This is a genomic window from Psychrobacter cibarius (assembly GCF_904845955.1).
Taxonomy (GTDB): domain Bacteria; phylum Pseudomonadota; class Gammaproteobacteria; order Pseudomonadales; family Moraxellaceae; genus Psychrobacter; species Psychrobacter cibarius_B.
Genome location: NZ_CAJGYX010000001.1, coordinates 806,684 through 833,346 on the forward strand (window position 1 = coordinate 806,684; position 26,663 = coordinate 833,346).

The 26,663-nt window shown below is 41.7% G+C and carries 23 protein-coding genes; 6 read left to right on the plus strand and 17 right to left on the minus strand.

The window, feature by feature from the left end:
* The first annotated feature begins 79 nt into the window (after nt 1-79).
* From iscU to fdx, 5 genes are all read left to right on the plus strand, one after another.
* Nucleotides 80-490 carry a Fe-S cluster assembly scaffold IscU gene (gene iscU / locus JMV76_RS03205; protein WP_201501580.1) on the plus strand — a complete coding sequence of 137 codons (411 nt, stop codon included), beginning with the start codon at nt 80-82 and terminating at the stop codon, nt 488-490.
* A 248-nt stretch (nt 491-738) separates the two neighbouring features.
* On the plus strand, nt 739-1,059 hold the full coding sequence (iscA, locus tag JMV76_RS03210; RefSeq protein WP_045445072.1) for an iron-sulfur cluster assembly protein IscA: 321 nt from the start codon (nt 739-741) through the stop codon (nt 1,057-1,059).
* Nucleotides 1,060-1,177: 118 nt separating this feature from the next.
* The gene (gene hscB / locus JMV76_RS03215; RefSeq protein WP_055124405.1) at nt 1,178-1,759 is read left to right on the plus strand and encodes a Fe-S protein assembly co-chaperone HscB; all 582 of its coding nucleotides are present in this window, start codon (nt 1,178-1,180) and stop codon (nt 1,757-1,759) included.
* A 274-nt stretch (nt 1,760-2,033) separates the two neighbouring features.
* Nucleotides 2,034-3,914: a Fe-S protein assembly chaperone HscA gene (gene hscA / locus JMV76_RS03220; protein ID WP_201501581.1), complete on the plus strand. Its 1,881-nt coding sequence runs from the start codon at nt 2,034-2,036 to the stop codon at nt 3,912-3,914.
* A 91-nt stretch (nt 3,915-4,005) separates the two neighbouring features.
* Entirely contained in the window at nt 4,006-4,344 is a 339-nt protein-coding gene (gene fdx, locus JMV76_RS03225) for an ISC system 2Fe-2S type ferredoxin (protein WP_045445066.1), read from the plus strand.
* 115 nt (nt 4,345-4,459) lie between these two features.
* Here fdx and JMV76_RS03230 read toward each other — a convergent pair whose 3' ends face one another.
* The 5 genes from JMV76_RS03230 to JMV76_RS03250 form a co-directional block, all read right to left on the minus strand.
* A complete protein-coding gene (locus JMV76_RS03230; protein WP_227681671.1) occupies nt 4,460-5,737 on the minus strand; it encodes an adenylate/guanylate cyclase domain-containing protein in 1,278 nt (425 codons plus the stop codon).
* 644 nt (nt 5,738-6,381) lie between these two features.
* Nucleotides 6,382-6,813 (minus strand): HIT domain-containing protein, encoded by a 432-nt coding sequence (locus JMV76_RS03235; protein WP_201501583.1) that lies wholly within the window; start codon nt 6,811-6,813, stop codon nt 6,382-6,384.
* Nucleotides 6,814-7,062: 249 nt separating this feature from the next.
* Entirely contained in the window at nt 7,063-10,800 is a 3,738-nt protein-coding gene (gene mfd / locus JMV76_RS03240) for a transcription-repair coupling factor (RefSeq protein ID WP_201501584.1), read from the minus strand.
* Between the two features lie 238 nt (nt 10,801-11,038).
* Nucleotides 11,039-11,572 carry a ribonuclease E activity regulator RraA gene (rraA, locus tag JMV76_RS03245; RefSeq protein WP_045445213.1) on the minus strand — a complete coding sequence of 178 codons (534 nt, stop codon included), beginning with the start codon at nt 11,570-11,572 and terminating at the stop codon, nt 11,039-11,041.
* Between the two features lie 77 nt (nt 11,573-11,649).
* Entirely contained in the window at nt 11,650-12,363 is a 714-nt protein-coding gene (locus JMV76_RS03250) for an NAD-dependent epimerase/dehydratase family protein (protein WP_201501585.1), read from the minus strand.
* A gap of 760 nt (nt 12,364-13,123) precedes the next feature.
* Here JMV76_RS03250 and rpsT point away from each other — a divergent pair.
* Nucleotides 13,124-13,390, plus strand: a complete 267-nt coding sequence (rpsT, locus tag JMV76_RS03255; protein WP_010200097.1) for a 30S ribosomal protein S20 — start codon at nt 13,124-13,126, stop codon at nt 13,388-13,390.
* A gap of 177 nt (nt 13,391-13,567) precedes the next feature.
* Here the strand turns inward: rpsT and JMV76_RS03260 are convergent, their stop codons facing one another.
* The 12 genes from JMV76_RS03260 to JMV76_RS03315 all read right to left on the minus strand — a co-directional run bounded on the left by JMV76_RS03260 (nt 13,568) and on the right by JMV76_RS03315 (nt 26,652).
* Nucleotides 13,568-14,404 (minus strand): histidine phosphatase family protein, encoded by an 837-nt coding sequence (locus tag JMV76_RS03260; RefSeq protein ID WP_201501586.1) that lies wholly within the window; start codon nt 14,402-14,404, stop codon nt 13,568-13,570.
* 169 nt (nt 14,405-14,573) lie between these two features.
* Nucleotides 14,574-15,371 carry a metallophosphoesterase gene (locus JMV76_RS03265; protein WP_227690046.1) on the minus strand — a complete coding sequence of 266 codons (798 nt, stop codon included), beginning with the start codon at nt 15,369-15,371 and terminating at the stop codon, nt 14,574-14,576.
* Between the two features lie 155 nt (nt 15,372-15,526).
* Nucleotides 15,527-16,225, minus strand: coding sequence for an orotidine-5'-phosphate decarboxylase (gene pyrF / locus JMV76_RS03270; RefSeq protein ID WP_201501588.1), 699 nt, complete (start codon nt 16,223-16,225; stop codon nt 15,527-15,529).
* 74 nt (nt 16,226-16,299) lie between these two features.
* Entirely contained in the window at nt 16,300-16,713 is a 414-nt protein-coding gene (locus JMV76_RS03275) for a lipopolysaccharide assembly protein LapA domain-containing protein (RefSeq protein WP_201501589.1), read from the minus strand.
* A gap of 172 nt (nt 16,714-16,885) precedes the next feature.
* Nucleotides 16,886-17,191, minus strand: a complete 306-nt coding sequence (locus JMV76_RS03280) for an integration host factor subunit beta (RefSeq protein WP_045445047.1) — start codon at nt 17,189-17,191, stop codon at nt 16,886-16,888.
* Nucleotides 17,192-17,517: 326 nt separating this feature from the next.
* A complete protein-coding gene (gene rpsA / locus JMV76_RS03285; protein WP_201501590.1) occupies nt 17,518-19,209 on the minus strand; it encodes a 30S ribosomal protein S1 in 1,692 nt (563 codons plus the stop codon).
* 310 nt (nt 19,210-19,519) lie between these two features.
* Entirely contained in the window at nt 19,520-20,302 is a 783-nt protein-coding gene (cmk, locus tag JMV76_RS03290; protein WP_201501591.1) for a (d)CMP kinase, read from the minus strand.
* 171 nt (nt 20,303-20,473) lie between these two features.
* The gene (tadA, locus tag JMV76_RS03295) at nt 20,474-21,049 is read right to left on the minus strand and encodes a tRNA adenosine(34) deaminase TadA (protein ID WP_201501592.1); all 576 of its coding nucleotides are present in this window, start codon (nt 21,047-21,049) and stop codon (nt 20,474-20,476) included.
* Between the two features lie 12 nt (nt 21,050-21,061).
* Nucleotides 21,062-21,799, minus strand: coding sequence for a uracil-DNA glycosylase (locus tag JMV76_RS03300; RefSeq protein ID WP_193009480.1), 738 nt, complete (start codon nt 21,797-21,799; stop codon nt 21,062-21,064).
* Nucleotides 21,800-21,979: 180 nt separating this feature from the next.
* Nucleotides 21,980-24,553, minus strand: a complete 2,574-nt coding sequence (clpA, locus tag JMV76_RS03305; RefSeq protein ID WP_201501593.1) for an ATP-dependent Clp protease ATP-binding subunit ClpA — start codon at nt 24,551-24,553, stop codon at nt 21,980-21,982.
* Between the two features lie 722 nt (nt 24,554-25,275).
* A complete protein-coding gene (locus JMV76_RS03310) occupies nt 25,276-25,683 on the minus strand; it encodes an ATP-dependent Clp protease adaptor ClpS (RefSeq protein WP_087814601.1) in 408 nt (135 codons plus the stop codon).
* A gap of 102 nt (nt 25,684-25,785) precedes the next feature.
* On the minus strand, nt 25,786-26,652 hold the full coding sequence (locus tag JMV76_RS03315; protein ID WP_201501594.1) for a hypothetical protein: 867 nt from the start codon (nt 26,650-26,652) through the stop codon (nt 25,786-25,788).
* Nucleotides 26,653-26,663: the final 11 nt, after the last annotated feature.

Here is a 26,663-nt window from a genome sequence, read left to right on the forward strand (position 1 = left end):
TTGACCCCAATTATCGATGAGTAGTTAGACATTTAAAGTCAGTAATTGACTGCTCGTCATCTAACTAGGAGAAAACCCCATGGCCTATAGTGACCAAGTTATTGATCATTACGAAAATCCACGCAACGTCGGCAATCTTGATAAAAATGCCAAAAACGTTGGTACTGGTATGGTTGGTGCCCCAGCTTGTGGCGATGTAATGCGCCTACAGATTCAAGTTGATGATAATGGCATCATTGAAGATGCACGCTTTAAAACTTATGGCTGTGGTTCGGCAATCGCTTCAAGCTCGCTCGTGACTGAGTGGCTAAAAGGCAAAAGCTTGGATCAAGCGGGCGAAATCAAAAACAACGATATCGCGAAAGAGTTGGCCTTACCACCAGTAAAAGTGCATTGCTCTGTACTTGCTGAAGACGCCATTAAAGCCGCTATTAGCGACTATAAAGGCAAGCATAGCGCAGCAGTAGAGACAGAAGAAGTGGCTAGCTAAACCTATTAGCGTAAGTATTGTACTTCTAAGTACACGGTCTTAATGAAAGTACTTTAGTAGTCGATGTATTGAACAGCTACTAACGCTAAAGAGGTGACAATAACGCTAATGTAATTGTCACCTTTTATTTTCTAGTGATTCTTAACTGGTCGTTATTAAGATTTTTTTGGCAAATGCGCTATTTTCATTGCCAGTTTATACAGATTTTTTTGATTGATATTTATTATTTATAGTCAATGGGAGTTGGCATGATTGAAATGACAGAACGCGCCGCTCAGCATGTTCGAGACTTTTTGGACAATCGCGGCAAAGGCGAAGGTATTCGAGTGGGTATCCGTACCGCGGGTTGCTCAGGCTTAGCTTACGTTTTAGAGTTTGTAGATACCCCTGATGAAAATGACACGCGTTACGAAAGCCGCGGCGTTAACATCTTTATTGATCCTAAAAGTTTGGTCTATTTAGATGGTTTGTTGATGGACTACGAAAAAGAAGGTCTTAACGAAGGCTTTAAGTTCACCAATCCCAATCAAAAAGGCGAATGTGGTTGCGGCGAGTCTTTTACCGTTTAATGGTTCAAAGGTTAAAAACCATTGAGTTTAGAGTTTCCTGACTCTATATTTAAGCCATAATAAATATGTTCTCAGCTAAAGAAAACTTTCAAAATAAATAATAAGCAAGGCGTATGATATGACAGACATTACTGCAGAAGCCCAGTTTGATAACTTCTTTGCCCTATTCGAGCAGCCTGTACAGTTTGAAGTCAATCAAGAGAGTCTCGATCAGCATCTACGTCTGCTACAAAAACGTTATCATCCTGATAATGTCACCAAGAATCTAGCCAATACTACGCAAGCGCAACAGCAGTCTGAGCAAGCCTCAGCGTTAATCAATCAAGCCTACCAAGCGTTAAGTGCGCCTGATAGTCGTGCTAGCTATCTACTAGACATGGCAGATCAAGCACAGAATCTAGAGCATTCAATTGCAGACTTGGACTTTTTAGAAGATGCGATGCAGATGCGCATGGATTTAGATGACGCTATCGAGGGTAAAGATCGTGCGACATTGCAACAACTACACCCTCAAATCACCGAGCGACTGGCAAAACAGTCTAAGCGTTTTAACGATGCTTATCAAAACCAAGATTGGCAAACGGCGATTGATGCGACACAAAAACTAAAATTCTTAGTCAAATTAAATGCTGACGTGACTACTGGTATCGATGAGTTAGCGACTGCTGAGCATTCAGATGATGATGATTTATACGTCTAACTAACTGATGTATAAGCCTGTTAATTTATTTTATATGCCAAATTTATTTATAAATGGTATTAGCTTATGACGCTTATTTGAAAACTATATTATAAGCGATGGTTAAAATAGTCACAGCGATGCCGTATAATCCCTTATTTTAAGCACTTTTAATCGCTAAGTATTTTCGTTTTCACGTGCATACAACGCAGTTAAACTACAATAGTGCGCTTATCATATTTGTTTCATTTCACTTATTAATTTTATCTCCTTCATTTTATCTTTGAGTTATCTTATGTCTTTATTGCAAATTGCCGAACCAAATCAAAGCGCCCAACCCCATCAGCATCGTTTTGGCCTAGGAATTGATCTTGGTACTACGCGCTCATTGGTCGCGGTAGTACGCTCAGGCAAGGCGCAAGTCTTAGAGGCAAGCGCAGCTACCGATACCTTATTACCTTCTGTGGTCTATTATCCAAGTATAGGTAAGCCGTTAGTTGGCTCTGCTGCATTAGCTCACTTAGCGGATGATCCAAAAAATACGATCGTCTCGGCTAAGCGTTTTATGGGGCGTAGTCAAGCTGATATTAAATTCTCTCATCCTTATGAGTTAAGCGGCAGCAAAGATGACATGCCAGCATTTGTGACGGCTCAAGGTGAAGTATCGCCTGTTGAAGTATCAGCACGTATTTTAGCAGCGCTTGAGCAACGGGCAGCGAGCGCATTGCCTGCAGACAGTATCGAGGGTGCGGTCATTACTGTCCCTGCTTATTTTGATGAAGCACAGCGGCAAGCGACTAAAGATGCAGCCCAAGCGGCTGGTATCAATGTGTTACGCCTGCTAAATGAGCCTACTGCTGCTGCCGTCGCCTATGGTCTCGACCAGTCAACGCAAAACAGCGATAAAGAAAGTTATTATTTAATTTACGATCTGGGTGGCGGTACTTTTGATGTTTCTATCTTAAAGCTGACTGATGGCGTCTTTGAAGTATTGGCAACTGGCGGTAATAGTGCATTAGGCGGTGATGACATCGATCGTCTAATGACCAATTGGCTTATCAAACAATTAAATATCGATCCTAAAGATGTGAGTCGTCATGATAAATCGATACTCGCCCAACAAGCCAAGGCTTATAAACAAGCCCTGACTGATGCTGAGCAAGTCAATATTGACATCACTGTCAATGAGCAATCTTACCAAGGTGTGCTTCGCCGTACAGATTTGCTGGCTATTGCAGAGCCAGTTAGCCGCCGTACACTGAGCGTATGCGAACAAGTACTGCGTGATGCCAAGCTTTTGAGTGCTGATCTAGACGAAGTGATTTTGGTCGGTGGCTCTACTCGTATGCCTGCTATACAACAAGTTGTGACAGAGTTTTTTGCCAAGCAACCACTTTGTCGTCTAAATCCAGATGAAGTCGTGGCTTTGGGTGCTGCCCAAACGGCGCATCAATTGGTCAATGGCGATAGTAATAACAACCTACTATTGTTAGACGTAACGCCGCTATCGCTTGGTCTTGAGACCATGGGTGGTTTAGTTGAAGTACTGATTCCACGTAATACGCCTATCCCTGTCAAAAAACGCCAAGTGTTTACCACCTATCAAGATGGTCAAACAGGCATGGTGATTCATGTGGTACAGGGCGAGCGCGAGACAGTAGATAACTGCCGTTCATTGGGTCGTTTTGAGCTATATGGTATCCCGCCGATGAAAGCTGGATTTGCTCGTATTGAAGTGACCTTTAGTATCGATGCGAATGGACAACTAACCGTCAGCGCACAGGAAACCACAACCAAGACAGAAAGTAAGATTGAGATTGTGCCTTCTTATGGGTTATCAGATGAGCAAAAAGAGCAATTGCTCGTCGCAGGATTCAAGCATGCAGAAGAAGATAAAAATACACGTTCTTTAATCGAAACCAAAGTAGAAGCGGAGCGTGAAGTATTAGCGCTACAATCTGCCCTTAAAGAATTTGCAGCTTTATTGTCGTCTGAGGAGCAACACTCATTGGCTGAGCAAATACAAGTGTTGCAGACAACGCTCAGTACTGATGATTTGGCACTTATCGAAGCACAGCAAGCAAAGCTCAAGCCTCACAGTGATGCTTTTGCTGCCCGTATTATGAATCAAAGCGTCAAAGCCAGCATGGCAGGCACGAATGCCCAAGATTGGTAGCAGATACATTTAAAATGTGACTTAGTCACCATACTAAGCTCATTTCTTATATTTTTATTCTTTTAATTGATTAGCACTGGAAAGACGATTTATGCCAAAAATTACCGTACTACCGCATCATGAAATTTGCCCTGAAGGCGCCGAAGTCGAGCTAGAAGCTGGCAGCAACTTATGTAAAGCGCTATTGGAAAAAGGCATTAAAATTGAACATGCATGTGAGATGTCAAAAGCCTGTACCACATGCCATGTGGTCGTCCGTAAAGGTTTTAATAGTTTAGATGAAATGGATGATATTGAAGCCGATTTATTAGATCGTGCTTGGGGGTTAGAGCCTGACTCACGCCTATCTTGTCAGGTCATGCTCGATGATGAAGACTTAACCATTGAGATTCCTAAATATACGCTCAACCATGCAAAAGAAAACCACTAAACGCTAGAACACGTCCTAATATTACAGTTTACTTCATTAGATAAAAAAGCCAGCTATCATAATAGTAGCTGGCTTTTTTGCGCTTGATTTTATAAACATTATTTTTGGACGATTGTCATTGATTGTCATTACGTTTGCTTGCTGCCGCTATGTCAGTTGCCACTTTTTCTTGCTCCTGCTCGACACGTTCAAGCGCAAAATTTAAGCGTGCTCTGATATCTTGATAATCATTATCCTTCATATCTTTAAAATTTAGATGCAAATTGAAACCTGGTAGTGTGTGATCAACCCACTTTGATAAATGACCTTTATACGTATCTGGATCCAGCACTTGCCATGCATTTACCTTGCTATCAAAACCTTTTAACTTGAACGCACCCGCATGCTGACAGTCATAGTTATGACAGATATAATCGTAAGTACTCTCACTGACCAGTATCTCATCTTTACCAGCGCTCGATTCAAGTCTTGCTGCTAGATTGGCCTCTTTACCAATAAGAGTATAGCTTAGACGATTATTACTACCAAAATTACCAACATGGCAATAACCTGTGCTAATACCGATGCGAATGTACAACCCCTCAAAGCCCATCAAGCGCCATTTTTGCCTCAAAGTTCGCATCTCGCGACGCATATCTATTGCCATTGCAATACAGTCTAAAGCATCTTGGCGCGCACCGCGACTATTTGGCTCACCAAAAAAACACACCATGCCATCACCAATAAATTTATCAAGTACGGCGCCATGCTTGTTTGCTATCAATGTCATACAATGCATATAAGTATTTAAGATATCAGCCAAATTGTCAGCGCTCAAACTATCTGACAACTCCGTAAAGCCAACGATATCTGAGAACATAATCGTCAGCTTAGCACGCTTATTAGCAACAGTAACTGGGCTATCAGATTTTACGATAGGCTCCCAAACTTGCGGAGGTATGAAGCGCGTCAACTTATTAATGACGGAGACCATCGTGCTTAAGCGCCCAACGGCCTGATGAGCACGAGTTTCATAACCAATATACTCTTGGTACACATGCCAAAACTGATACAGTATGACGATCATACTGGCTAATAATATTATTGGTGTGGTCCAGCCTTCATGGCAATCTATATCAGCACTGCTTAGGGTAACGCTAACATAATAGAAAACAATGACGGTGATTATAGAGACGGCAATCAGTTTTAAATGATTTTCAGGGCTACTGATAATAATTCTGAGTGCTATAAGCGCGGCTAAGCTAAGCGAAATAACCGTGCAAAACTGTATCGACCCAATAACTACCGATAGTAAAATGATAACAATGTTAGACGTCCAAAAGCTTTTTTGGCGGCGATAGTTATAAATCAAAATCATTAAACTTGGTAGACAAACAATAACGAGCAGTGCCATTGAAGTAGGTCTAAAATTAAAATGTACAGCGAGGAGTATGACCGTAAGCATTAAAACGAAGACTTCTGGATAGTCAAATCGATAAATCCCTTCATTTTTTGAAGAGTGATTTGGTCTCAGCGTGTCTAAAAAAGGCATATGAAGTATTCGCTTACGTAAAACAGGCTATGTAAAAAACTAAAAGGCTTGAGGATAGCACACGCGTACTACCTACCTCTATGCCAAGTTATGTATAAAATTAATCAATGATTACATTATACTTTTTAAATGCAACAAAACCCATGTCACTGATAGCCAAAAGCCTACCACTCATCACTCATCTTGTCTTAATATGCTACTAAATCGGGATTATAAGACATATCGTTTAAACCAAACACAAAAAATCCAGATAATATTTATCTGGATTTCAAATACTTAAAACCTATTAATATATAAAAATTAGGGGCTGTAATAACTGAGCATAACGTTGGCACATAACCGTAAAACGACTAAGACACCAAAATAAAGCCTAACTTTAAACGTTTAGCCATTTTTCCAGTTATTTTGATGGGTCAATCGATACCCAGTTAATCAATACCTCGCCAATAGAGTATCATTATCAATTTGCCAATCAACTTACCGACCTGTTACTAATCAGGTATTTATTACATTTGCCAGTCAAACGGCATTTGATGATGACCACGCAATGCCATCATTAACGTCTGCTGCATCTGCGCCAACACTTTTTTAGTATAAGGAATAGCAGGAACTCCCCATACTGGATTTGGCCATTGCATGTCGTTTTGATAGCGAACGATATGATGAAAATGTAGCTGTGGTACTTGATTACCGAGTGCAGCTACATTCATTTTATCAGCTTGAAAGGTCTTGGCTAGCTGACTCGACAACCAGCTTGACTCACGTAAAAACTGTGTTTGATCGGCTTCAGATAACTCATATAACTCTTTGATGCCTGATACGCGCGGCACTAATATTAACCAAGGAAATTGGCAATCATTGATTAAACGACAAGTCGATAATGGGAAATCACCCACTAAAAAACTATCGGCAGCAAGTTTATGATGAAGTTGGAACATAATGACGGTTCTCTTGTTATGACACTCAGATAAAAGGAATATAAATCTAGAAAAGCAGAATTTAATTTACTAAAAAACAATAGGCTAAATATAGGATGTTGCTATTTTATCAGTTATCCGACCGATAAAATAGCGCTATGACTCATTGTCTTGACGTCCTACTTGGGCACTGGCTAGCTGACTTATTGAGCTGATTGAATCTACCGAAAATCATTGCTAAGCTCTCAGAATGCCGAAATGCCAAAACAACTACGCTGACTCTGCCACCATATGCTCGCTAAAATAGCGTAATAACTCTTGAATCGCGGTGACGCGCTGTTGCGGCGTTGCCAGTTTATCAGCATCTTGATAACGAATACCAGAAGCACCGTTCATACGATAACGCTGACCATTTGATTGAATCAACTTAATAATCGCCAAGGCATCGACTGGGGTATCAGGCGCAAACTCTAATGTCATGCTATTACTATTGGCATCAATCTTATTAATCTTCAGCGGCTCAGCTTGTATACGCAGTCCGTGGATGGCGAACAACTGCTTAGTTTGCTCTGGTAATGTACCAAAACGGTCAATCATTTCGGTACGAATATCAATCAATGCCTCTTTATCATCGGCATTACTGATACGCTTATAAAATAACAAACGCTGATGGACATCATGTAGATATTCTTCTGGTATCAATGCTGAGCTATGCAGATTAATCTCACTAGTCAGCGACAACGGTGTGCTTAAATCAGGCTCTTTACCCGCTTTAATGGCTTTTGTCGCTCGCTCCAGCATGTCCATATATAAGCTAAAACCAATCGCCTGCATATTACCACTTTGCTGCTTACCAAGTATTTCGCCAGCACCGCGAATTTCTAAGTCTTCGCTAGCCAGCATAAAACCTGCACCTAAGGTATTGGCACGTTCAATCGCATGCAATCGGCGCTTAGCATCGCCTTTTAGACCTTTGATAGAAGGCACAAGTAGATAACAATACGCTTGATGATGACTACGACCGACACGACCACGCAGCTGATGTAATTGTGCCAAGCCAAACTTATCGGCGCGCTCAATGATGATAGTATTGGCATTGGGCACATCAATACCGGTTTCGATAATGGTAGAGCATATCAGGACGTTGAATTTTTTATGATAAAACTGCTGCATCACTTGCTCAAGTTGGCGCTCTTGCATTTGCCCATGAGCCACGCCTACTCGCGCTTCAGGCACCAATTCACGTATGGTTTCTGCCATACGCTCAATGCTCGCCACATCATTATGTAATAAATAAACCTGCCCACCGCGCAATAGCTCACGCAAGATAGCCTCTTTCATTAACGCATCCGTTTTTTGCATGACAAAGGTTTTAATCGCCAAACGTCGTGCTGGAGGTGTCGCGATAATTGACATGTCACGCATACCTGAGAGCGCCATATTGAGCGTTCTAGGGATGGGGGTTGCTGTCATCGACATACTATCCACATCAGTCTGAATCGCCTTGATACGCTCTTTATGGCGCACCCCGAAGCGATGTTCTTCGTCGACAATCATCAAACCTAGATTAGAAAACTTCACATCAGGTTGTAACAGTTTATGGGTACCGATGACGATATCGACTTTACCTGCTGCTAAATCTGTCAACACCGTTTCTTGATGCTTTTTGCCGCCAAAGCGCGATAGCGTCTCGATACGCACTGGCCAATCAGCAAAACGGTCGCGGAAATTGTCTTCATGCTGACCGGCCAGCAAGGTCGTCGGCACTAGCACCGCTACCTGATAACCGGCGCTGACGGCAATGAATGCTGCCCGCATAGCCACTTCTGTTTTACCAAAACCCACATCACCGCAGATGAGCCGATCCATTGGTTGGTTTTGTCGCATGTCTTCCATCACCGCATGAATGGCATTGGCTTGATCCGGCGTTTCTTCAAAGGCAAATTGACTGGCAAAGAGCTCATACTGTGACGCATCTATTTTAAAATGAATACCGACTTTAGCTTCACGACGCGCCTGCATATTAAGCAGTTCAGCCGCTACGTCATGGATTTGCTCAAGCGCTTTTTGCTTGGCTTTATCCCATTTTCCGCTACCGATTTTGTGCAATGGCGCAAGCGCTGGATCACCGCCACTATAACGGTTAATCATTTGCAAATTAGCAACGGGCACATAAATACTGGCATCATCGGCATATTTTAAGTGAATAAACTCTTGCTCGCCATCACCCACATCTAACGTAATCAGCCCATTGTAACGCCCAATACCATGCTCGATATGCACCACTGGGCTACCTTCGGTTATTTCAGTAACACTCTTAACCAAAAACTCTTCAGACACGCCACTTTGACGACGACGGCGTGTTTGCAGGACTTGCCGACCAAATAACTGCGTCTCACTAATCAGCACCAAACGCTCAGGAACATAAACCCCGCGCTCAATGGGCGCAACGGTTAAACCAACCTGCGGCAGCTTATTACCTTTAACGCTGTTGGTTTTGTCCGCTGCTAAAAACGCCTCAAAGCTGTCATAAGCCTTAATGTCAATCTTGCCTTTGAACAGCTCAATAAGAATCTCACGACGACCCGCTGTTTCAGCAACGATCAATACTGGCGTCGCTGTTTGTGCTTGCAGCTCTAAAAATTCTAATAGCTGGGTAAGAGGCTCAGCCTTTTGGTGGTTAACGGTCAATTGTGGCGGCTCTTGCGCACTGAGCGTCACCAAGCCTTGCTGCTTATTTGCCGTCAGCGGCAATTGTGGCTGTAAATCTGATTGGTGTTCAACTTGTAACAATGAGTCATCGCTGTCAATCGCAGCGACATCCGTCATGCTAGCCAGCTCATTGCGCGCACTGAGAATCACGCGTGGATAATGATTAAGGTGCCCATTTAAGGTATTCGATAGCAAATATAACCATTCAGGCGCGACAATAGGTTTATCGATATCATGACGACGCTCTTCATAACGGCGCTGAATTTGTGACCAGTAATCTACCTGTTTTTCATTAATCAGTTCATCAGTGATAAACAGCGCATCGCTTGGTAAGTAAGCAAACAAGCTACTCTCTGCTGTCCACGCCTTTAAATCAAAAAATAGCGGCTGACAATATTCAAGTCCGCTACTAGCGATACCTGCCATTACGTCTTTATGTAGCTCAAACTTACGGCTGCTCGCATTAGGGAACATCGTGGCGAAGTTGGTACGAAACGTCTCACGCCCTTCATCAAGCGGGAACTCTTTGGCGGGTAGTATTTGGAATTGTTCGATAGGTTTTGAGATATCTGGCAGCTTGTGTAGCAGTGATAGTGACTCTTTGCCCATACTGCTATCGTTGCCACTCATCATGGTTTTGAGGTCATCAACGGTCAATGTCCGCTGGGTTTGCGGATTAAAAAAACGAATGGTCTCAATCTCATCATCAAACAAATCTAAACGTAGTGGAAACGGCTGACCCATGGCAAAGATATCAATGATGCTGCCACGTACCGCGAATTCACCCGGCTCAAATACATTCTCAACGGCGCGGTAGCCTGCCTTTGCCAGCAATCCGCGCTGGGTATTGATATCAAATCGATCACCAACGCTCAAATCAAAATGCTGCCCAATCAACCAGCTTGGCGGTGCGACACGATGCATCAACGCCTGAACCGAGATGAGCAGCACGCCTGACGTTGGCATATCGGTTAATAGATTGATACGCTCACTAACAATGTCTTGATGCGGTGACAGCTCATCATAGGTCAACGTCTCCCAATCGGGGAACACGTAAGCATCGACGCCGCAAAATGCCAATTCCGTCTCTATCTGATTGAGCTGGTTTTGGTCACGCGTCACCACAACTTTTAATCGGTCGGCAACATTCCATAGCGGTGTTTGCACAAGACTTGCTAGCCACAAGCTGCTGACTGCACCATGCACAGGTGCCAGCCAACGCCGCTCGGCATTCTGGATAGGAAACAACTGCTGGTTAATTGGTTCAAAGGCGTCAGTCAAAGCAATGATAGGCATAAAGAGTAGGATCAATGTTAAGAGTCAGAGAGCTATTATACGAATATTTCAGCAATTACCAAAATTTATGCCGTAACGGTTTGTCACTTAGCATTTTTATTAAAAAACCAATAGCCAAATAGCTGATCAAGATTATATTCGTATATAAAGACAGGATGATTAAATGTAAAAACCTCAACGGCTAAGCTGAGGTTTTAGAGTGCTATTTATTAAGCTAGTGTTAAATGACAAGCCATTTTTAAATTAATGGCTTGTCGCTAGCGATAATGCCATTGTTATCGGCATAGACAAACATACCAGAATTTAGTGTTAAATCACCAAAGCTAATTTCAATATCGGTTTGACCTTCATCGCGGCGATTCGATTTACGCGGAATGCAACCAAGCGCCATAACACCGATGTCCATTGCTGCCATATCATCAACGTCACGGACGCAGCCGTATACGATAACCCCCGCCCAGCCATTATCAATCGCTGACTGCGCAATCATGTCGCCTAGCAGCGCACAACGCATCGAACCGCCGCCGTCAACGACCAATACCTTACCGTTACCATCTTTGTCTTTACCATCGCTATTTAGCAATGATTTGACGCGACTATTGTCTTCGAAGCATTTCACCGTCACAATTTCACCGCAGAATTTCTTTTTGCCTCCAAAGCTATGAAAAGACTTACCTTCGATATTAGGCAAACATACCTGCGACTCAGGATTGGCATCCAATAAATCACAGGTCACAAAGTTCTCTTTATCCATTGTTATTGATTCTGGCATGTCTGACATAGTGACGCTCCTTGTTATGTATGATTGGTTATTTATGACTGGGGCTTAATTTTAATCGTTCCCTTAACTTAATACTTAGGCTCTTTTTTAACTTTAGTCATCGCTAGCATTTGCTTATTTTCGATGATATCAGTGGTTTGGATAGCTGGTTCATTACGGTATTTATTACGCTGATAAACATCATGCGCACTCATCGCCATGGCACTGGCAACGCGTTTGGCGGAAATGGGATGCAGTGACAATGATTCCGAAACTAAGGGCGATATCAGCTGAAAGGCTTTTTGACCAATACTTTCAAGCGGACGACCTTTATGCTTGCCAAGTAACAAGGACGGACGGAAAATGACTAGCTGCGTAAAACCTAGCGCCATAATAGACTGCTCAGTTTCAGCTTTTACGCGATTGTATAAAAACCGACTATGAATATCAGCATTCATGGATGATAACAAAAAGAAATTTTCAACACCTTTTTCTTGGCACAGTTTGGCAAAATTGACATTATAATCATGATCAACCTTTCGAAAGGCCTCATCGCTACCAGCCTGCTTCTTAGTCGTACCAAGACAGCTAAAAGCGTCCGTCTTTCGATCAACACCAACACTGGCAAATATTTCAGCCAAATTATCAAAATCATTAACCTGATAAAAACGCATGCTGGTATTGATATAGCGTGGCGGACGCCTTGCAATCACAATTAACGTGTCATAAAGCTCACTAAGCTGTTTGACAAGATGCTGTCCGACCAATCCTGTCGCGCCAATTACAATTGCTTTTCGCTGCATAGCCTATCCATTTATAGTGTGTTGGAAAATAGATGATAATGAAAAATCTGATTTTAAAGCCTATCACCAAAGCTTTTCATCTTAGGGGTTACCCTCATTTTGAAAATGGTGATAAAAATGAGATAAATCATAGTCAAATGAGGAAAATAGCGCAGATACTATCAGAATGTTAAATACTATCAGAATGTTAAATACTATCGGAATATTAACCAGCTATTTGACATTGTTTTTTAACATTGTTTGGCAAGATTCAGCCACTTTTAGCCCATTTAGATGTCCATCGATTGAATTGAGGACATGCCCTAGTATCATACCTAAATTAACGCATAACTGAGGGTATTCTATAGAATTTATTGTAAGAGATTTTATCGGCTAAGCGATTTATTCACTCATAAGCGGTTTTTAGTGCAACAATATTGATAAATATTTCAAGAAACAGTTGAGCGGAGACACAAAAAACTGTCGTATATATGATCACACAACTTCTTTAAGCATTAATCATCAAATATATTGTTCTAAGGGCGATAATTTGCTAAGATAACCGGCTTTACACGTTAACGCTGTTTAATTATTCCAAACAGTTTTGGCGCTTGCGATGCTCTATTGCTAATTTAGGTGCCTTTAATAACAAATAGGTACTTTAATGTTAGACATCGACATCATGTTTGGCGAGACGGCTGCTCGTTACCGATGATGGTTAAACCCTTTTTTATTGTAATCCACATTCATATTTTTATCTGTCTTTATCAAGGAGATTCGCGTGGCTAATACTGCACAAGCTCGTAAACGCGCCCGTCAAAACACCAAACGTCGTCAGAACTCTGCGTCACAACGCTCTATGGTTCGTACTTACTTAAAACGTGTTGATGCGGCTATCGCAGCTAAAGATTATGACGCGGCTACCGAAGCTTACAAAAAAGCGGTACCAGTTCTTGATCGTATGGCTGACAAAGGTATTATTCATAAGAATAAAGCTGCTCGTCGTAAGAGCCGCCTGAACAAAACTATCAAAGGCCTACAAGCTTAAGATTGTTAACGTTTAGACCACATCTCGCCTTTATAGCGTGATGACTAAAACCTTGTCACTGGTTCTAATACTGGGGCAAGGTTTTTTTATGTCTGATCAAAAAATGAGTAGTAATCTTTTAAATAGTATTTAGATTAAATAGTATTTAGATTAAATAGTATTTAGATTAAATAGTATTTAGATCCATTTCAATTCTGGTGGTAAGAGCAATGTATTAGGATGAAAGCCGGCAGCACGGTAGTCTTCTAATAAAGTATGAATCGGGCGCACATACACTTCACCGCGCCAAACGAAGTGTGCACTGGCTTGTTCAAACGGCTTATCATCAAACCACAAAAACACGCCTTCCATCATCTTTGGCCAATCATTCCAATCAATCTCGACCACATCAAACATCACTGCTAAAAAAGCAGACAACAAAGTATCATGACTAACAGCAAGCATGAGATGCCCTTGCTGCGGCTGATATTGATAAAACAGCGATAAAATATCGAGACCGCCTTGGTAAGCGTTTTTGGTACCTTCAAGATTGCCTTGCAAAAATCGATTGATAAAGTTGAGCACGCCAATTTCTTTAAATACTGGATTTGCTATTTCAGGCTCAGTCACTAGGCTACCAGGCTCGACCAACAATGACTGATGCGTAATATCACGTTGTAGTCCCGCACCTGCTTGCATCAGCTGCGCCGTGTCAATACAGCGTCCAATCGGACTTGAGATACTGTCTACATCAAGCGAGTACGGTAAATGCCCTGCCAACCAACGCCCCCAAGACTTCGCTAGTACTCGACCTTTAGGTGTTAGGGGTAATTGATAACTGGCAAAACCATTGCCATCAGAGCGTTCACGTAAGGAATGTCTGGTAAATAAAATCAGCCGTTTATCTTCAGGCAATAAGCTGACTGAGGAAATCATACTATCAGGCAAGTGCGAAGGCGCCGGAGCACTTGGAGTATGACTCGCAAGTTTTTCAGCCGACAGTTTTGAGGGAGTGTTATTGAGATATTTGCTCATGGTAGCAAGCGTAGCAGATTTTTTGATATGAATGAACAAAATATCAGTTCGATTGTAATATTGCTTACGAGTCTAGGCGGTTAGACTTTAAAATAAGCGTTATTTTAAAAAGACAGATCAAGGCGACAAATAACTAAAAAGATATTTACTTTTGAATGATTAAAATTACTTAGCCGATATCAATGACTTTGTCCCACGCGAACGCTAATGCAGTGCTGCTCACTTCATTTGGATACGCACGTGGATTGACAATGACTCGTGTATTACCAATACGGTAGTCAAATGCTTCGTGTGTATGTCCATGTACCCATAGTATTGGTGCCCACTCTTCATGCATCCAGCCAGATAAATCACTGACAAAAGCTGCGTTACTTGGTAGATTCGCATACTTCTCAGACACCGATAATGGGCTAATACTATGATGACTCATTACAACAGTTTTTTTGCCAAGTGTTTTGGCGGTGATCAATGCTTGCTTTAACCATTGACGCTGCTTAGCATGGATTTGCATCGATACTTCAGGTGAAAAAAGCTCGCCTCCAGCATAGATTTGTTTATAGTCACGCATAAAGCGCATAGCAGCAGCTATAGTATCTTCATTGGCCTGATATTGGTAATCTGTCCATAAAGTACAACCTAGGATACGTATGTCACCAATATCAATATGTTGACACTGTAGAAAACGGACGCCTTGCTGCGACTGGGCATTATAATTATCCCAAGTCGCAAGCTTTTTATCAAAATGTAGCACATCTTCATTAAAGTATTCATGATTACCAGCTATCGTAATCACAGGCACTTGCAAACGTGCTGCCTGCTCTTGTAGCCATGGCATACCACTATCACTGTTAGCAGTATCGCCCGCGACTAATACCACGTCTGCATCAGTTTTGGGAATATGCCCTAGCGGATGTGACTGACGCGCATAACTGTCAATATGTAAGTCACTTAAAATCTGTAATTTCATAAGTTCTAATATCATTAAATAAACGTAAATAGTTTAGCACTTTTTGATATACCCGCAAAAATTAAAAAAAGACAGCGGATTAGGCTGTCTTTTTTATCATGCTGACACTATAAAATGCTAAACGCTTTGTAAATATCCAAATATTTTATAAGTATCTAAATACCTCGGAGTATCTTTTGTAATTTAGCCGCAGGATCTGCTGCCTGAGTAATTGAACGACCAATCACCAAATAATCAGAACCATCATCTAACGCCTGTTTCGGCGTACAAATACGTTTTTGATCATCTGCATTGTCGTCTAGCAAGCGAATACCAGGGGTAATCAATTTAAAATCTTGACCACATAGTGTCTTGAGCGTTTTAGCTTCTTGCGCTGAACAGACCACACCATCCAGACCCGCTTGCTTGGTTAATTGTGCCAATCGACTCACTTGCGCATCTAGACCATCGGTAATACCTGTTTGCATCAATGCTTGATTATCCATAGAGGTCAGCACGGTGACGGCTATCAGCAAGGTATCAAAATTACCGTCTAACAAGCGCTGTTTAGCCAATGACATCGCCTCTAAGCCCGCGCTGGCATGCACATTCACCATCCATACGCCAAGCTCAGCTGCCGCTAGTACCGCTTGAGCGGTAGTATTAGGAATATCATGGAATTTCAAGTCTAGAAATACGTCAAAATTACGCTGATGTAGCGCCTTAACTATCTCAGGACCACAGCGAGTAAATAGCTCTTTACCCACTTTTAAGCGGCATGATGTTGGATCTAACTGATCAGCTAATGCTACCGATGCCTCCATCGTCATATTATCTAAGGCAACGATGACTGGGGAATTCATTGTATTATTCATGGTTTTACCATATCTATATCAGAATTATCAAAACACTATATATGGACTGCTCATAGATCAGTACAAAATATAATTTATTCTCGCTTTTGTTTGGTAAGTGCCGCGCCTTCATCTACAGTAAGTACTTCTGCGTCTTGCAGTTGCACATTGGTCGCTGTCGAACCATAAACAGCTTCTTCCACCGTTGGCGCACTTGCTTGGCGATCAATGACGGCATTGGCTTGTGTCGGTTGCGCTTGCAAGTTCGCATTCGCTTTTTGCAAACGCGAGATTTCCCACTTATTCTGTAAGACACGGAAGATAAGCAGTGCCAACAAGATGCCAATAACAATACCAAGCATAAGGCATAAAATCAGCAGCAATCCTAGATTCATCGTCGGTGCTTGAGAGAATAATAAATTTACGCCAACTTCGGTATTGTTTGCCAACACTAAACCAAGTGAATAAGCAAAGCTCAAAAACAGCAATACAAATAGTAAAAAGCGCATGAGACGTCTACCTCGATTTGGAATGTCGTTAGTGTTTTAAAAATAGCACTCTAAAACCTTCATCAACCCATACATTTATATGCTTATAAACTCACTAGTGATAAGTTCTAGCAAAAGTGGCTGGCAAGCACTCTTGTTGGCAATTTTACCCAATAAATACTTTATAACACACTTAGCTATTTGCTACTGTATCATTGACTGCTTCACGTAATGCTTTACCTGGTTTAAAGTGCGGTATCGCTTTGGCAGGTACAGGTACGCTTTCTCCTGTTTTAGGATTTCGACCCATACGGGCACGACGATGGTGCAGACAAAAACTGCCAAAACCACGAACTTCTACGCGTCCATCATTGGCTAACGTATCGGTCATCAAGTTTAATATTTCACGTACTGCATCATCGACTACAGTATCAGTCATATTGTCACAGTTCGCACTTAAATTACTAATAAATTCGGACTTGTTAATCGCTTGCTGCATTATTACGCTTGCCTTGTTGATTAATGGATAAGATGACTGTGAATTGAACCATCATTTTCGATAGCTGGTTACTTTTAAGACAAGCTATACATCAAGATCATAAGGATAAATAGCCATCCACTAAAATAATCTCAGTGTCTTAAATAAGTAATAATTCACATCTCGTTACTCAATGTTGCAAATGATAGCGGATATTACGGTAAATGGAAATAAGAGTTTGCCCGTTTAAGAAAAAACCTCATTGATTAATAGTGCACTTAAAATTTAAGCAAAAAAAAAGCGACCATAGTCGCTTCTTTTATAATCTTATATCAATAACGTGCAGCTTACTGCATTTGCTCTTTGATCAAATCACCAATTGTTTTTGGCTGTGCATCAGAACTGGCAGTAGTACTAGTCGTGCTAGTGCTGCTTAGCTCTTTAATCGCTTGACGCTCTTCAGCTTCGTCTTTCGCTTTAATAGACAAGTTGATGTTGCGAGTTTTACGATCAACACTGATGATTTTCGCTTCAACGTCATCACCAACGCTCAAATGCTTAGTCGCATCTTCAACACGGTCACGTTGAATTTCAGAGGCACGTAGATACGCTTCAACTTCGTCAGCAAGCTCGATAGTAGCGCCTTTAGCATCTACTTCTTTTACTTTACCATTAACGATAGCACCGCGGTCATTGTTGACTAGGTATTCGTTGAATGGATCGGAGCTTAACTGCTTCACGCCTAGGCTGATACGGTTTGCTTCTGCATCTACTGACAATACCATTGCTTCAACGGTGTCGCCTTTATTGTAGTTACGGATAGCGTCTTCGCCAGTTTCGTTCCAAGAAATATCAGATAGATGAACAAGACCATCAATACCACCGTCTAGACAGATAAAGATACCGAAGTCAGTGATTGATTTGATCGTACCAGTGATTTTATCACCACGCTCATGTTTCTTATCAAACTCATCCCATGGGTTAGCTAGAGTTTGTTTGATACCTAGGCTGATACGACGACGTTCTTCATCGATATCAAGAATCATTACTTCAACTTCATCGCCCACTTGAACAACTTTTGATGGGTGGATGTTTTTGTTGGTATGATCCATTTCTGACACGTGTACTAAACCTTCAATACCTTCAGAAATCTCAGCGAAACAACCATAATCAGTTAAGTTGGTTACGCGTGCTTTAACCACACTACCTACTGGGTAAGTGCCGCCAACGTTATCCCAAGGATCAGTACCAAGTTGTTTTAGACCTAGGCTAACGCGATTGCGCTCACGGTCAAACTTCAATACTTTAACTTTTAGGTCTTGACCAACTTCAACAACATCAGATGGATGCTTGATACGGCGCCATGCCATGTCAGTGATGTGCAATAGACCATCGATACCACCTAGATCAACGAATGCGCCGTAATCAGTAAGGTTCTTAACGATACCTTCGATTTCGATGCCTTCTTCAAGCTTGTTCAATAGCTCTTCGCGCTCAGCTGAATTTTCAGCTTCCATAACTGCACGACGGCTAACAACAACGTTGTTGCGTTTTTGATCAAGTTTGATGACTTTGAACTCTAGCTCTTTGCCTTCAAGATGCGTGGTGTCACGGATAGGACGAACATCTACCAATGAACCTGGTAGGAACGCACGTACTGAACCGATATCTACAGTGAAACCGCCTTTAACTTTGCTTGAGATGATACCTTTTACGATTTCATCATTATCAGCGATTTTTTCAAGGAAGTTCCAAGTTTCAACACGTTTGGCTTTTTCACGTGACAACAAGGTTTGACCCATGCCGTTATCAACCGCTTCAACCACGACATCAACGCTATCGCCAACTTCAACTTCAAGTTCGCCTTCTTCGCTTAAAAACTCTTCACGAGCGACGATACCTTCAGATTTCAGACCAGTATCAACAGTGATCCAGTCGTTATCAATGGCCACAACAGTACCAGTGATAACCGAGCCACGCTCGATATCCAGACCTGTTTCTTCGATGCTCGCTTCAAATAGTTCAGCAAATGATTCCATTATGTCTACCTTTGTATAGCCGTATCCTGTCCAGCACAGTACGGATCAAATTTATGATTGCATAAAACGAGAATACTGGTTTTATATCCCATACAATCATATATAAAAACGTTTGTTGTTAGTAAGCACATAACTTATTAAACTCACTAGCAACAACTGTCTTGTGTTGCAATTTCTTATACTTTTACTTTTCTATCACTTAGAAAGAATATTTTTATCACTCTCTACATATTATTAGCGTCTACTACTGTGATTTTATACTAAAATCAAGCGTATAGGAAACTTTTTCATACTTACTAACTTGTTTTTATTAACTATTAAAGAAAATACCTTTATCCTGACAATGTCTTTTCACTTGTGCATAAACTGCATCAGCATCTAAGTTAGAGCTATCTAGTAGTAGAGCATCTTCTGCAGGCTTTGATGGTGCAGTCGACCGATTCTCATCACGATCATCACGAGCTTTAATCGTCGCTAAAATCGCGTCAAAATCTGCCGTCTGACCAGCATTTATTAACTGTGTTACGCGGCGCTCGGCACGCGCTTCAGCACTGGCAGTCAAATACACTTTTACATCCGCATCTGGGAACACCACCGTTCCCATATCGCGACCATCAGCGACCAATCCAGAACGAGTTGCCATATCTTGTTGCAACTTTAGTAATGCTTGACGAACTTTTGGAAATACTGCTATTTGTGATGCATAGCCGCCTACGGTTTCATTACGAACTTGCTCACCAACCGCTTCATCATTCACTAAGATATCAACACGTCCTGACACATTGTTAGGTACAAAAGCAATCTCTAGGCGCTGCGTTAATACTAATACAGCCATCTCGTCAATGGCTTGGCTTCCGTCTGCCCCAACTAATCCCGCTTCAAATGCTTTGAGTCCAACGATACGATACAGAGCACCTGAATCTAGCAGTTGATAATTCAATGCTTGGGCCAAACGCCACGTCACCGTACCTTTACCTGCCCCACTTGGTCCATCAATGCAGATAACTGGATAGCGCAACACTGGCGCTTGGTTATCATTACTGCCAGAACTAAAGTTATCAAGTATAGCGTTATCAGCTGTAGAAACGGTCATAATACTCACTTAATAGTAGACGATACTGATACGACTTAGTGCATGCTAGCTGCAGAACAATATTTACTTATTTATCAAACGCTTGACAATTAATTCATCATTTCGTCATCAAATAGGGCGATATTATAGCAAAGAAACCTACCCATCACTAGCAGCAAGACCGATATCTTGTTAATTGCTTATATTGTCTTTCTTTTTTGCCGCTTTTCGTCGTTCACGGAAAAAGGTCTTAAGCATCTGGCTGCTATGCTCACGACATAAGCCATTATGTACTTCGATAGCATGATTATAAAAAGGCTGTATCGGTAAATTTATCTGACTACCAACCATACCCGCTCGTGGCTCGCTTGCTGCATAAACCAATCTATCTACCCGCGCATGAATGAGCGCTCCGATACACATCGTACAAGGCTCTAAGGTAACGTATAACGTTGTCTGTAATGGTAAACGATAGTTTTTTAAGCGCGCACACGCCTCTCTTAATGCAACAATCTCGGCATGAGCGGTCGCATCGTGACGCCCAATCGGTTCATTGAATCCTTGACCAATAATCTGCTGATCGTGTACCAGTATCGCTCCTACCGGCACTTCTCCACGCTCAGCACCTTGTCTAGCAAGTTTAAGAGCTAGGTTCATCCAGCTCATATCTTGAAGTGACCAAAATGCGCTGGCTTGCATATCTTCAATAACTAACTGACTATTTGCGGTTGGATATGGCTTCAAGCTTATATTTTGTTTATGTTTCATTTATTTTGACAACTATTGCGGTAATTGCCAATCGATAGGCGTTTGCCCATACTGTACTAGATAATCATTGGTCTTAGAAAACGGCTTGGAACCAAAGAATCCACCACGATTGGCAGCAAGTGGTGATGGATGTACAGCGGTCAGAATAAGATGCTTATCAGTATTGATATATTTGCCTTTTTTCTGGGCTTTACTGCCCCACAATATGAATACGGTATGTTCTGTTTGTTCATTAACCACATCAATCACCGCATCGGTAAACTGCTCCCAGCCTTTATTTTGATGACTATTTGGCTCACTTTCTCGCACGGTCAGAGAGCTATTTAATAGCAAAACTCCTTGCTGTGCCCAGTAAGTCAGGTCGCCATGTTTTGAGGGTGCGATACCAATATCACTCGCCATCTCTTTTAACAAATTATTGAGTGAGGGTGGCTTTGGAATGGCTTTGGGCACTGAAAACGATAAGCCCATTGCCTGCCCTGGTCCATGATATGGATCTTGACCTAGTATCACGACTTTAACTTGTGATAAAGGGGTCAGGTTTAACGCGTTAAATATTAAGGGTGCTGGCGGATAGATACTACTTTCTGATTGATAGGCTTCTTTTAAAAACGCACGCAAGTTGTCCATATTGTTAGAAGTTAACTCGTCTGCTAATGCCGTTTTCCAATCTTCTGGCAAGCGCACATTGTCTAAAATTGCTTGTTTTTGCGCTGGCGTTTTTGGCGTTTGTTCATCGAATAATTCCATAGTATGTCCTATTATATTTGTTATCGATTAGATAAATATCGGGTAATGATGCGTAAACCAATCCCGCACATGAATGGGAGCTCGCGATTTCATACGTTGGTTTTGTTATGAATTATAGCAATAAAAAAACGGCTACCACAGTAACATGGTAACCGTTGTTATTACATTAGTAGCAAAAACTTAGCTGGCGAGTGACTCAGAGTCTGGATGTGGCTCATGAGTCTCAACGACCGTCAAGATAATACGACTATCTGCTGATCCTTTATCTGTAGACTTATAATCCGTCTTACCACTGTACTTATCAAGCTTAACAGAATCACCATCTTGTTCATCATTAGCTTCAGGCGCTAAGGTAAGATGTACTACCCCACCATTGACCAAATCACCAAACAAAATCATACTTGCCAATGACTTTTTGATCTCATCTTGAATCAGACGCTGCATTGGGCGTGCACCCATTAGGCGATCATAGCCTTTGTTAGCCAAGTAATCGCGTACTTCGTCATCAATCTCTAAGGTGACTTGTTTATCATCAAGCTGGGCTTGTAGCTCAACCAAGAATTTATCAACCACAGATACCACCACGGAGGTATCTAATGGGTTAAATTGAATGATGGCATCTAAACGGTTACGGAACTCTGGCGTAAAGACACGTTTGAGCGACTCCGTATTATCACGGCTATGGTCTTGCTGAGTAAAGCCCATTGAAGAGCGGCTAATACTATCAGCACCGACGTTGGTCGTCATAATCACAATGACTTGCTTAAAGATAGCCACACGACCATTGTTATCAGTCAACGTACCATGATCCATGACTTGCAGTAACAAGTTGAAGACATCAGGGTGCGCTTTTTCAATCTCATCAAGCAATAACACACAATGTGGATGTTGATTGATTTTTTCAGTCAACAAACCACCTTGATCATAACCGACATAGCCAGGAGGCGCACCAATCAGACGTGAAGCAGTATGAGCTTCCATATATTCCGACATATCAAAACGAACCAGTTCTACGCCTAACAAATTTGCTAACTGACGTGAAACTTCGGTTTTACCCACCCCAGTAGGACCGGCAAACATGAAGGAACCAATTGGCTTATCTGGTGCTTTAAGACCAGCACGCGATAGCTTAATCGCATCCGCTAATGTTTCAATTGCCTCATCTTGACCAAACACTAAGTGTTTAAGATCACGATCTAAGTGCTGAAGAATACTCTTATCATCACTCGATACTGACTTGGGGGGAATACGTGCAAGCTTGGCAACAATCGCTTCAATATCTGCCACATCGATTTTCATCGGTGGGTTTTTCTTAGCTTTGGCACTTCTTGTTTCACTGAACGATTTGGCACGATCATTGGCTTTTGCAGTTTCCGCTTCATCCTGCATTTCGCTATCGCTATACGTGTCGCCATCGAGACCCTCAACATCAGCATCAATTTGAGCATCAAAATCTTGCTCTATATCCGCAATGAAGCTTTCTTCTGCATCAATATCATCAGCATCAGGAATCACGCCTAAACGCTTATAGGCACCTGCTTCGTCAATCACATCAATCGCTTTATCTGGTAAAAAACGCTCGTGAATATGCTTAGCAGATAACTGAACGGCGGTGACCAACGCTTCATCGGTATATTCGACGTTATGAAATTCCTCATAACGAGGCCTCAGACCGCGTAAAATATCAATTGTATCGTCGACACTCGGCTCTTTGACATCAATCTTCTGGAAACGACGTGACAGTGCATGGTCTTTTTCAAATACTTGACGGTATTCGGTAAAGGTAGTTGAGCCGATACAGCGCAGCTCACCATTAGCAAGTGCTGGCTTAATCAAGTTTGATACATCCATATTGCTGCTCATTGACGACCCTGCGCCAATAATCATATGAATCTCATCAATAAACAAGATTGCATTGGGCTTTTTCTTTAGCGCATCAAGCAGTGACTTCATGCGTTTTTCGAAATCACCACGGTATTTAGTACCAGCGATTAATGAGCCGATATCAAGGCTATAAATCACGCAGCCATTCAATGGTTTCGGTGCTTTATCATTAATAATCAACCACGCCAAACCTTCAGCGATAGAGGTCTTACCGACGCCAGGCTCACCAACCAATAACGGGTTATTTTTACGGCGACGACACAGTACTTGCGCGGCTCGCTCAATTTCGGGGCCACGTCCAATTAACGGATCGGTCTTACCTTCAGCCGCACGCTGGTTTAGGTTGGTCGCAAACTCAACCAAGGGATCTTTACTGGTTTTTTCTGAGGCACTACGGCGTTCACCCGTCATAGAAGCACGTGGCTCGGATGGCTCGTCTTTATCTTGACCATGTGATAAGTATTGGGTTAACTCAAGACGACTAATACCCTGTTTTTTGAGCAAATAAACCGCATAAGTATCGTGCTCTGAAAACATAGATACTAAAATGTCTGAGCCTTCAACAAGGCGACCACCACCAATAGATTGTACATGGAAAATAGCACGCTGCAGAATACGATCAAAGCTTTGGGTTGGCTGCGGTGACTGCTCGGTGTCTGCGTCTACCGTTGGCGTGTGCTTATTGATATAAGCTTCTAACTCGGTACGCAGTGTTGAAACATTGGCATTACAGGCAGTTAATGTATTGGCAGCGTGAGTATTCTCTAATAACGCTAATAATAGATGCTCAACAGTGAGGTACTCATGCGATTTTTGGCGCGCAAGTGTCATTGCTAAACGCAAAGAAACTTCAAGATGACGACTTAACATAACGACTTCCTACGGTTATACCTATCTTTATAATTGATAGCTTTATGAATGAGTTAGTAAGTAAATCAGGGCGACAGATGGATTGTTCAAGGGCTAAATCTGTATTATCAAAAGACAGCGCTAAATGATATTGACCATGTATTACTCAAGTAGCAGTGCTATCTACTTATCACCAATTAAGCGTTTTGATCACTCATACTTGCTTTTCTTTATCTCAACACGATACTTAAGAAGAGTCAATCTATTAACACAGACTAAAATGTATCAAGGCGTACTGCGCATCAATATTTATAGTAACGAAATAGTATGAAAGCTTCAAAAACTGAGCAAATAAAGGAGAAATCAGTAATAGAATAATAAATGAGAGAGTGAAGGATACAAGTGACTTTTTTAAGCCATCAGCTGATTAAATTATAGAAAAATTCAAGTTAATAAAATGACTAGAAAATGATACGAGTGCAGCAATCATTTCTATAAAATTTAGACAGCTGTTTGATGTGATTGCTTAATATAGATAAGGGTATATTAAAGAAAAATCAAGGTTAGGAAATTTTTATAATAAGGAATTTATGAGTGACTGCTTGGATACAGAGTACCTATCAAGCTCACAATGAGCAGTTTTTAGAGCGTGACAGGGTTTCTAAACGATAAAACCATTGGAAATAATAAGATAGAAACACGAAAAGAAGATAGAACTTCAAATCCATATTTACGCTATTTTCTTATTCGCCTTGATGTGGCTCAATCTGGGTCAATAAGGGATAGCCTTCACGATGTGCCAGACTGTTTACTTTTTTGGCTTTGGTCTCAGCAATATCTTTAGGATAGATACCAGCAATGCCTTTGCTACTGTTATGAATCGTTAGCATAACTTCGACTGCCGAATCCATACTATGACGAAATTCAGACTGCAAAATATAAACGACGAACTCCATCGGCGTATAATTATCATTATACATAACGACGGCATACATAGGCGGCTTAGCCACTTCTGGCTCTGCAACCAGTACATCTGCTTGTGGCGAGGTTTCGCCGTCCGTATCACCATCTTGTGCACGATGAGCAGGTATAGTTGGAAAGTGCCAATCAGCAACAGTTGGCAACGCTTGCAATAGGGTTTGTTTTATCATAATTGGCATACAAATTAATGGTTATATTTATAACAGAATAAAGAGCGCTAACAGAGGTTGGCAAATGCAATGCTTATTATAGCGCTCTTAAATATGAATAGATTAAGGCTCAATCGGACTTTCGTCGACTTCAGGTAAATCTAAAAGTGATAGCGGCATATTATCAACTCGCTCGCCAAGCTTCCAATCATAGAGCTGCTCTACTTGTTGTCCGCCAGCTTGTAAGCTAAGTTTGACTTGTAACGGTTTAAAGCCTGATGGCATCATGAAACGACCACGAATACGAACGATACCTTCAATAGTATAAACTGGAGGATCTAGCGGCACCTCCACAAAATCATCGTCATTGAGCAACGTCAACGTTGGCTTTAGGCGTTTGGCTTTGCCATCGCTAGCAAGCATGCCTATATCGAAACCATATTCGAAGGCATTTTCAGGTAACGGTTCAATCTTTGCTGCTATTACTTGTAAAGGCATGCCGCCTTTGTCACGAAGGACATCAGCATATAACTCATTCAGTTGAGAAACTTGTCTATTCTCAACCGTTAATTCTTGCTGGTTTTCACGCAACTCTTTGATGTTAGCCAAGCTAATCGCCAACTCCTGCTTAGCAGTAGCCGCTTGATTGGCCGCTATTTTATGACTAAGACGTAAATCTTCAAGCGCTTCTGTTGCCTCAGTGCTATTGATCATCGCTTGCTTGGTTTCAGTTTGCATAGAATGAAAGCCACGCTGATATCCTAATTTATGACCGAATATCAATCCAACAATGGCAGTCACCAATATGACAACGACAAAGAGAGCCAACACCAATGTGGATGCCCCTTGTTGGGTACCACCTACCTTAGTTACTGAACTAGCATTGGTTTTAAGAGAATGCGGACTACGCTCTAAATGATAAAAATCAGAGTCTTTGCACGATGAAAGTGCGGGCTGTGAGCAAAAGCGTCGTACAAGCTTGACACGCATTTAGACAATAT

Excerpts from the sequence above, each read along its gene's own strand:
- iscU (WP_201501580.1), top strand. The coding sequence starts at position 80 with ATGGCCTATAGTGACCAAGTTATTGATCATTACGAAAATCCACGCAAC.
- iscA (WP_045445072.1), top strand. The coding sequence starts at position 739 with ATGATTGAAATGACAGAACGCGCCGCTCAGCATGTTCGAGACTTTTTG.
- hscB (WP_055124405.1), top strand. The coding sequence starts at position 1,178 with ATGACAGACATTACTGCAGAAGCCCAGTTTGATAACTTCTTTGCCCTA.
- hscA (WP_201501581.1), top strand. The coding sequence starts at position 2,034 with ATGTCTTTATTGCAAATTGCCGAACCAAATCAAAGCGCCCAACCCCAT.
- fdx (WP_045445066.1), top strand. The coding sequence starts at position 4,006 with ATGCCAAAAATTACCGTACTACCGCATCATGAAATTTGCCCTGAAGGC.
- JMV76_RS03230 (WP_227681671.1), bottom strand. The coding sequence starts at position 5,737 with ATGGCACTGCTCGTTATTGTTTGTCTACCAAGTTTAATGATTTTGATT.
- JMV76_RS03235 (WP_201501583.1), bottom strand. The coding sequence starts at position 6,813 with ATGTTCCAACTTCATCATAAACTTGCTGCCGATAGTTTTTTAGTGGGT.
- mfd (WP_201501584.1), bottom strand. The coding sequence starts at position 10,800 with ATGCCTATCATTGCTTTGACTGACGCCTTTGAACCAATTAACCAGCAG.
- rraA (WP_045445213.1), bottom strand. The coding sequence starts at position 11,572 with ATGCCAGAATCAATAACAATGGATAAAGAGAACTTTGTGACCTGTGAT.
- JMV76_RS03250 (WP_201501585.1), bottom strand. The coding sequence starts at position 12,363 with ATGCAGCGAAAAGCAATTGTAATTGGCGCGACAGGATTGGTCGGACAG.
- JMV76_RS03260 (WP_201501586.1), bottom strand. The coding sequence starts at position 14,404 with ATGAGCAAATATCTCAATAACACTCCCTCAAAACTGTCGGCTGAAAAA.
- JMV76_RS03265 (WP_227690046.1), bottom strand. The coding sequence starts at position 15,371 with ATGAAATTACAGATTTTAAGTGACTTACATATTGACAGTTATGCGCGT.
- pyrF (WP_201501588.1), bottom strand. The coding sequence starts at position 16,225 with ATGAATAATACAATGAATTCCCCAGTCATCGTTGCCTTAGATAATATG.
- JMV76_RS03275 (WP_201501589.1), bottom strand. The coding sequence starts at position 16,713 with ATGCGCTTTTTACTATTTGTATTGCTGTTTTTGAGCTTTGCTTATTCA.
- JMV76_RS03280 (WP_045445047.1), bottom strand. The coding sequence starts at position 17,191 with ATGCAGCAAGCGATTAACAAGTCCGAATTTATTAGTAATTTAAGTGCG.
- rpsA (WP_201501590.1), bottom strand. The coding sequence starts at position 19,209 with ATGGAATCATTTGCTGAACTATTTGAAGCGAGCATCGAAGAAACAGGT.
- cmk (WP_201501591.1), bottom strand. The coding sequence starts at position 20,302 with ATGACCGTTTCTACAGCTGATAACGCTATACTTGATAACTTTAGTTCT.
- tadA (WP_201501592.1), bottom strand. The coding sequence starts at position 21,049 with ATGAAACATAAACAAAATATAAGCTTGAAGCCATATCCAACCGCAAAT.
- JMV76_RS03300 (WP_193009480.1), bottom strand. The coding sequence starts at position 21,799 with ATGGAATTATTCGATGAACAAACGCCAAAAACGCCAGCGCAAAAACAA.
- clpA (WP_201501593.1), bottom strand. The coding sequence starts at position 24,553 with ATGTTAAGTCGTCATCTTGAAGTTTCTTTGCGTTTAGCAATGACACTT.
- JMV76_RS03310 (WP_087814601.1), bottom strand. The coding sequence starts at position 25,683 with ATGATAAAACAAACCCTATTGCAAGCGTTGCCAACTGTTGCTGATTGG.
- JMV76_RS03315 (WP_201501594.1), bottom strand. The coding sequence starts at position 26,652 with ATGCGTGTCAAGCTTGTACGACGCTTTTGCTCACAGCCCGCACTTTCA.